6 protein-coding genes, 1 tRNA gene and 1 other RNA gene are annotated in these 6,866 nt (G+C 73.6%); 3 read left to right on the top strand and 5 right to left on the bottom strand.

Annotated features, from left to right (window positions below; translation table 11 throughout):
* Both AB0881_RS29405 and ffs read right to left on the bottom strand, forming a co-directional pair.
* Positions 1-1,773, bottom strand: a 1,773-nt coding sequence (locus AB0881_RS29405) for a DNA polymerase III subunit gamma and tau (RefSeq protein WP_366622011.1), incomplete at its 3' end; no start/stop codon positions are given.
* A gap of 52 nt (positions 1,774-1,825) precedes the next feature.
* An RNA gene (ffs, locus tag AB0881_RS29400) (signal recognition particle sRNA small type) lies at positions 1,826-1,921 on the bottom strand.
* 81 nt (positions 1,922-2,002) lie between these two features.
* Here ffs and AB0881_RS29395 point away from each other — a divergent pair.
* Positions 2,003-2,359: a DUF952 domain-containing protein gene (locus AB0881_RS29395; RefSeq protein WP_366622010.1), complete on the top strand. Its 357-nt coding sequence runs from the start codon at positions 2,003-2,005 to the stop codon at positions 2,357-2,359.
* 10 nt (positions 2,360-2,369) lie between these two features.
* Positions 2,370-2,454, top strand: a tRNA-Ser gene (locus AB0881_RS29390).
* 77 nt (positions 2,455-2,531) lie between these two features.
* On the opposite strand, the gene AB0881_RS29385 is transcribed toward AB0881_RS29390, so the two are convergent.
* Positions 2,532-2,897 (bottom strand): MarR family transcriptional regulator, encoded by a 366-nt coding sequence (locus tag AB0881_RS29385; protein WP_366622017.1) that lies wholly within the window; start codon positions 2,895-2,897, stop codon positions 2,532-2,534.
* Positions 2,898-3,083: 186 nt separating this feature from the next.
* Here AB0881_RS29385 and AB0881_RS29380 point away from each other — a divergent pair, with 186 nt between their 5' ends.
* Positions 3,084-5,156, top strand: a complete 2,073-nt coding sequence (locus AB0881_RS29380; RefSeq protein WP_366622009.1) for an MMPL family transporter — start codon at positions 3,084-3,086, stop codon at positions 5,154-5,156.
* Here the strand turns inward: AB0881_RS29380 and AB0881_RS29375 are convergent.
* Positions 5,153-5,464, bottom strand: a complete 312-nt coding sequence (locus AB0881_RS29375) for a type II toxin-antitoxin system VapB family antitoxin (protein WP_366622007.1) — start codon at positions 5,462-5,464, stop codon at positions 5,153-5,155. The genes AB0881_RS29380 and AB0881_RS29375 overlap by 4 nt on opposite strands.
* Positions 5,465-5,575: 111 nt before the next feature.
* The gene (locus tag AB0881_RS29370) at positions 5,576-6,835 is read right to left on the bottom strand and encodes an MFS transporter (protein WP_366622005.1); all 1,260 of its coding nucleotides are present in this window, start codon (positions 6,833-6,835) and stop codon (positions 5,576-5,578) included.
* Positions 6,836-6,866: the final 31 nt, after the last annotated feature.

Genomic DNA, 6,866 nt, shown 5'->3' with positions numbered 1-6,866 from the left:
GCCGGGCCTGCCGCCCCCTCCGGAACGCCCGCCGCGGCCGCCGCCGCCCTGGCCGCCGGGGGGCGCACCGCCGGTCACGGTGTCGATGCGCCAGTCGACGCCCATCCGCTCCCTGAGCACCTCGCGGAGCACGGCGTCGCGGCCGCCGTTGACGAATCCGGCCCGGGTGCCCTCGTTCTCGAACGAGAGGGTGAGCAGGTTGCCGTCCAGCGTGACCGGCCGCACGTCCTTCATGATCACCATCCAGGCGACCTTGCTCTTGAGCTTGACGGCCTCGACGATGTCCGGCCACAGCCGCTGCACGGCGGTCACGTCGAACCCGCCCGCCGCCGGAGCGGGAGCGGAAGCGGGAGCCGGGGCGGCCTGCGCGGGCGGCGGCGCCTGCGGGGCGCTCTGCCGCTGCGGTGCGGGCGGCGGCGGAGGCGGCGGGGCCTGCTCCTCGCGGCGCGGCTCGGCCTGCGGCTGCGGGGCCTGCTGCGGCCGGGACGCGGGAGCGGGCCGCTCCGGGGCCTGCTGCGGCTGCGGAGCCGGGGCCGGAGCCGGAGCTTGCTGGACGGGAGGCGGAGCCGCGAACGCCTGGACGGACCCGCCCCCCGCCGGAGCGCCGCCGCCCTGGGCGACCTGGCGCTCCAGCCGGTCGAGGCGGGCGAACATCGACGCCTCGTCCTCGTACGCGGCGGGCAGCAGGATCCGGGCGCAGACCAGCTCCAGCAGCAGCCGGGGCGAGGTCGCGCCGCGCATCTCGGTCAGCCCGGTGTGCAGCAGGTCCGCGGCGCGCGCCAGCTCGCCGGGGCCGAGCGAACCGGCCTGCCGCTTCATCTGCTCCAGCTCGTCCGGCGGCACGTTCAGCAGCCCGGTGCCGCCCGCCTCCGGAACGTTCGACAGGATGACCAGGTCGCGGACGCGTTCCAGCAGGTCGGCGGTGAAGCGCCGGGGATCCTGGCCGCTCTCGATGACCCGGTCGATCGCCTCGAACACCGCGCCGCCGTCGCGGGCCGCGAACGCGCCGATCACCTCGTCCAGCAGCGCGGAGTCGGTGTAGCCGAGCAGCGAGACGGCGCCCGCGTACGTGATGCCCTTCTCGTCCGAGCCGGCCAGCAGCTGGTCCAGGATCGACAGCGTGTCCCGGGCCGAGCCGGCGCCCGCCCGTACCGCCAGGGGCAGCGCGGAGTCCTCGTACGGGACGTCCTCCGACCGGAGGATCTCCTCGACCAGCTCCTGCAGCGTGCCCGGCGGGATCAGCCGGAACGGGTAGTGGTGGGTCCGCGACCGGATCGTCCCGATGACCTTCTCGGGCTCGGTGGTCGCGAACACGAACTTCAGGTGCGGCGGGGGCTCCTCGACGAGCTTCAGCAGCGCGTTGAAGCCCTCCCGGGTGACCATGTGCGCCTCGTCGATGATGTACACCTTGAAGCGCGCCGAGACGGGCGCGAAGAAGGCCCGTTCACGCAGATCGCGGGCGTCGTCGACGCCACCGTGCGAGGCGGCGTCGATCTCGATCACGTCGATGTGGCCCGTACCGGTCGGGCCGAGGGCCACGCACGAGTCGCACGTGCCGCAGGGATCGGGCGTGGGGCCCTTCTCGCAGTTGAGCGAACGGGCCAGGATCCGGGCGCTGGAGGTCTTGCCGCACCCGCGCGGCCCGCTGAACAGGTAGGCGTGGTTGATCCGGCCGTTGCGCAGCGCCTGCTGCAAGGGCTCCGCGACGTGCTCCTGTCCCTTGAGCTCGGCGAACGTCGCTGGCCGGTACTTGCGGTACAGAGCCAGACTCATCGGGGGTCCGCCCTCCTCGCGAAGCAGAGCGTCAGAAGCCAGGGGTCCAAACTAAAAGGACCCCCCGCACACCCGCCAGAGCCTGCTTATCCTTGCTGCCTTCCGGCCCTGGGGAGGTTCACAGGGTGACGCCATGCGAGGGGTCTGCCTAGAGTCTATGGCATTCGCGGGGCGCGCACGCCCGGTTGCCGGCACCGCTCCGGTCGCCGCGCGCGTAGGCTGCCGCCCCATGTCCCCCTCGCAGCCCCCGCCACCGCGCGAGACGCTCCTGCACATCGCCGAGCGCCGCCACTGGGAATCGGCCCGCGACGCGGGTGTGTCGTACGCCATGTCGACCCTCGGCCGGACCCTGGACGAGGAGGGCTTCGTCCACTGCTCGTCCGATCTGGACCAGGTCGAGGGCGTCCTGGACCGCTTCTACACCGGGGTCGACCGCGCGGGCCTCCTCCTGCTGGTCATCGACCCTGAACGGCTCGACGCCCCCGTACGCCACGAGCCCGCCGACGGGCGCCTCTTCCCGCACGTGTACGGCCCGATCCCGCTTTCCGCCGTAATTGATGTCAGGCCAGTCCCCGGGAGCCGGTAAGCTGTCCCGCGGAGGATTCGCCTAGTGGCCTAGGGCGCACGCTTGGAAAGCGTGTTGCGTGCAAGCGCTCGCGAGTTCGAATCTCGCATCCTCCGCTCGCCTCACGAGGCAGACACGTCGAGGGCGGCACCCGCGCAGGGTGCCGCCCTCACTGCTTTCCGCGCTGCTTTCCTCACTGCTTCTCCGGGCGCCGTTGGGCGGCCAGTTCCTCGTTCAGGACGGTCAGGAAGCGCATGATCGTCTGGAGTTCGGCCTCGTCGAAGCGGGCGCGGGCGGCCTCGGTGCCGCGCGCCAGCGGGCGGAAGAACTCGCGGGCGACGGCCGTCCCGTGCGGCGCGTAGTGCAGGTGGACGACGCGGCGGTCGGCGGTGTCGCGTACGCGCCGGATGTGCCCGCCGCGCTCCAGCCGGTCGAGGCAGGCGGTGACCGCGCCCGAGGTGAGGTTGAGGCGCTCGCGGAGGTGTCCGGGAGTGAGCGGGCCGCCCTCCTCGTCGCCGTCCAGGATGGCGACCAGGGCCAGGACGTCGGTGTCGTGCAGGTTCTGGGCGCGCGCGAACTCGTGGGTGATCCGGTTGAACTCGCCGTTCAGGCGGCGCAGCCGGACGGCGAAGGTCCGCAGGTCGATGGCCGTGGGGCCGGTCCCGTCGATGCCGTACCTCCCGCTAGAGTCGATATCTCAACGATCAAGATACTTATTCGGCGAGCGGCGGGGAACGGGAAGCGGATGGCGAACACGGTACGCGGCGCGCGGTGGGCCCTCCCGGTCCTGCTGCTCGTCGTCTGGCTGGGGATCGGCGGGGCGCTGGGGCCGTACGCGGGCAAGCTCGGCGAGGTCGCCACCAACGACCAGGCCTCGTTCCTGCCCGAGAGCGCCGAGTCCACCCGGGTGATCGACGCGCAGCGGCCGTTCCAGGCGGAGAAGGCGCTGCCGGCGATCGTGGTGTGGGAGGCGCGGAACGGCGGGACGCTCCCGCCGGGCGCGCAGGCCGCCGCGACCCGCGCGCTGGCCTCGCTGAACGGTTCCGCCGAGGTCGCCGGGCAGGTCTCGCCCGCGCTGCCCTCCGAGGACGGCCGGGCCCTGCAGGCCGTCGTGCCGCTGCGGCCCGACCTCGGCGACGGGCTGGAACCGGCCGTCGAGAAGATCCGCGAGGCCGCCGGCGCGGCCGGGGTGCCCGGGACGGCCGTCCATGTCGGCGGGCCCGCGGCGACCCAGGCCGACCTCAAGAACGCGTTCGCGGGCATCGACGGGCTGCTGCTGGGCGTGGCGCTCGGCGTCGTCCTGCTGATCCTGCTGCTCGTCTACCGCAGCGTCCTGCTGCCGCTGATCATCATCGTGGGCGCGGTCCTCGCGCTCGCGCTGGCCTGCGCGATCGTGTACGCGCTGGCCGACCGCGGCATCGTCATGGTGGACGGCCAGGTGCAGGGCATGCTGTCGATCCTGGTCATCGGGGCGGCGACCGACTACGCGCTGCTGCTCACCGCCAGGTTCCGGGAGGAGCTCGGCGTACGGGACGGGCGCTTCCCCGCGATCAAGGCAGCGCTGCGCCGCTCGGCCGGCGCGATCGTCGCCAGCGCCGCCACCGTGGCGCTCGGGCTGCTGGCGCTGCTGCTCAGCGACCTCACGAACACGCAGGCCTTGGGCCCGGTCGGCGCCATCGGGATCGTGTGCGCCGTGCTGAGCACGCTGACGTTCCTGCCGGCGATGCTCGTGCTGCTCGGGCGGGTCGCGTACTGGCCGGCCCGGCCCCCGAAGGAGGGCGCCGAGGGGCACGCCGTCTGGCGGCGGGTCGCGGCGCTGGTGGACGCCCGGCCGCGGCGGGTCTGGATCGCGACGCTGATCCCGCTGCTGGCGTGCGCCGCGTTCATGCCGACGCTGCGGGCCGAGGGCCTGCCGATGGACGAGACGTTCGTGAACGACGCGCCGTCCGTCCAGGCGCAGCGGGTGCTCGGCGAGCACTTCCCCGGCGGCTCGGGCGACCCGGCGGTCGTGATCGCGAACGCGGGGCGCGCGAACGAGGTCGCGCGCGCGGCCCGGAGCGTGCCCGGTGTCGCCTCCGTCGCGCCCGTGACCGCGTCCGGACGGCCGGGGGCCGGGCCGCCGAAGGTCGTGGACGGCCGGGTGCGGATCGACGTCACGCTCGCGGGCGCGTCCGACGGCGACGCCGCCAAGCGGACCGTGCAGCGGCTGCGTACGGCCGTGCACGCCGTACCCGACGCGCGGGCGATGGTGGGCGGCCGGGCAGCGCAGCAGATCGACACCCAGGACACCGCCACCCGCGACCGCAACCTGATCGCGCCCGTGGTGCTGGTGATCATCCTGCTGATCCTGATCGTGCTGCTGCGCGCGCTGGTGCTGCCGCTGCTGCTCGTCGCGACCGTGGGGCTGGGCTACCTCGCCACGCTCGGCGTCACCGCGCTGGTGTTCCAGGGCCTGCTGGGCTTCTCCGGCACGGACGCGTCCGTACCGCTGTACGGGTTCGTGTTCCTGGTGGCGCTCGGCGTCGACTACAACATCTTCCTGATGACGCGGGTGCGCGAGGAGTCGCTGCGGCACGGGACGCGGGAGGGGATCCGGCGCGGGCTGACCGCGACCGGCGGCGTGATCACCTCGGCCGGGGTGGTGCTGGCCGCCACGTTCGCGGCGCTGGTGGTGATCCCGCTGGCGTTCCTGGCGCAGATCGCGTTCATCGTCGCGTTCGGCGTGCTGCTGGACACGCTCGTCATCCGGTCGCTGCTGGTGCCGGCGCTGGCCCGCGACATCGGCCCGGCCGTGTGGTGGCCCGCCAGGCGCTCCTAGCCGGGCTCCGGGCGGGCGTCCATGTCGTACACGCGGGCGTGCAGGACGAGGCGCTGGTGGAGGGCCGCGCGCAGGGCGCGGTGCAGGCCGTCCTCCAGGTAGAGCTCGCCCTGCCACTGCACCACGTGCGGGAACAGGTCGCCGTAGAAGGTGGAGTCCTTGGCCAGCAGCGACTGGAGGTCGAGCTCCCGCTTGGTGCTGACGAGCTGGTCGAGGCGCACCTGGCGAGGAGGGATCCTGGCCCAGTCGCGTGACGTCATCCCGTGGTCGGGATAGGGCCTTCCGTCACCCACCGCCTTGAAGATCACCCCTTGAGTCTACGGCGTCGGGTGGGGCCGGAGAAGATGGCGCAACTGCTCTGGTCACCTCACCCAGGGTGCACGGTCAATGACAAATCCCCAGGTCACCTGATGTAACGGTCAGCGGGAACCGACCGTCTCCGGTACGGCCGCGGGCGCCTCCGCGTGCCCGGAGCGCCGCGGGACGGGCCGTACGAGCCCCGGCCGGCCCACCTTGAGCCCGGTGAGCAGCTGCGGGACGACCAGCGCGAGCAGCAGGCCCAGCGGGACCTCCCAGCCGCCGGTCGCGTCGTGCAGGACGCCGACCGCGAGCGGGCCCGCGCCGGCCAGCAGGTACCCGCCGGTCTGCGCCATCCCCGACAGCCGCGCCGCCACCGCGGGCGTCGCCGCGCGCAGGCTCAGCATCGTGACCGCCAGCGGGAACGCGCTGCCGGTGGACAGCCCGAGGACGGTGACCCAGAGCCAGCCGAGCTGCGGCGCCAGCAGCAGCCCGCCCAGCCCGGCGACGTACACGACGCTGATCGCGCCGATCAGCGGCCGCTGGTCCCGCAGCCGCGCCGCCAGCACCGGGACGACGAAGCCCAGCGGGATACCGATGATCATCATGACGGAGACCATCGAGCCCGCGGTCGCCGCCGGATGGCCGGCGTCGCGCATGATCTCCGGCAGCCAGGAGAGCAGCACGTAGAACATCAGCGAGGTGAACCCCATGAACCCGGTCACGAACCACGCCAGGGGCGCCCGCAGCAGCGTCCCCTGATCGTCGGCGCCCGGCCCGTCCTGGGGCGCGGCCGCCGGGGCCGCCTCGGGCCTGCGGCGGAGGGCCAGCGGCCCCCAGACCAGGACCGCGACCAGGGACGGGACGGCCCACACGGCCAGGGCGAGGCGCCAGCCGCCGGCCTCGGTCAGCGGGACGGCCAGCCCGGCGGCGATCGCGCCGCTGCCCGCCATCAGCATCATCGCCATGCCGGTGAGCGCGCCGATCCGCCGCGGGAAGACCCGCTTGATGACGGCGGGCATGAGGACGTTCCCCATCGCGATCCCGGCGCCCGCCAGGACGGTGCCGGCGAACAGCGCGGGCCTGGCCGGGATCACGCGCAGCACGATGCCCGCGGTGATCATGACGAGCGAGATCGCGATGGCCGGCTCGGTGCCCAGCCGCCGCGCCAGCACGGGCGCGACGGAGGCGAACAGGCCGAGGCACAGGACCGGCAGCGTCGTCAGGACGCCGGCCTCGACGCCGGACAGCCCGAACGTGGTCCGCAGGTCGGTGAGCATCGGGGAGATGCCGGTGATCGCCGCGCGCAGGTTGACCGTCAGCAGCACGAGGCCGGTGAAGGTCCACACCGCGGTGGCGCGAGTGATGCGTGGGGAGGTCATATCGCCTTCGTCGAATGCCGCGTCGAAGCGG

This window comes from Spirillospora sp. NPDC029432, assembly GCF_040703975.1.
Classification (GTDB): domain Bacteria; phylum Actinomycetota; class Actinomycetes; order Streptosporangiales; family Streptosporangiaceae; genus Spirillospora.
The sequence above is the reverse complement of the archived record's forward strand: the minus strand, read 5'-3'. Positions and strand labels throughout refer to the sequence as shown.

What these genes read in the sequence shown, in the direction of transcription:
- AB0881_RS29395 (WP_366622010.1), top strand. Translation starts at nt 2,003, where the DNA reads ATGTCCCCCTCGCAGCCCCCGCCACCGCGCGAGACGCTCCTGCACATC.
- AB0881_RS29380 (WP_366622009.1), top strand. Translation starts at nt 3,084, where the DNA reads ATGGCGAACACGGTACGCGGCGCGCGGTGGGCCCTCCCGGTCCTGCTG.
- AB0881_RS29370 (WP_366622005.1), bottom strand. Translation starts at nt 6,835, where the DNA reads ATGACCTCCCCACGCATCACTCGCGCCACCGCGGTGTGGACCTTCACC.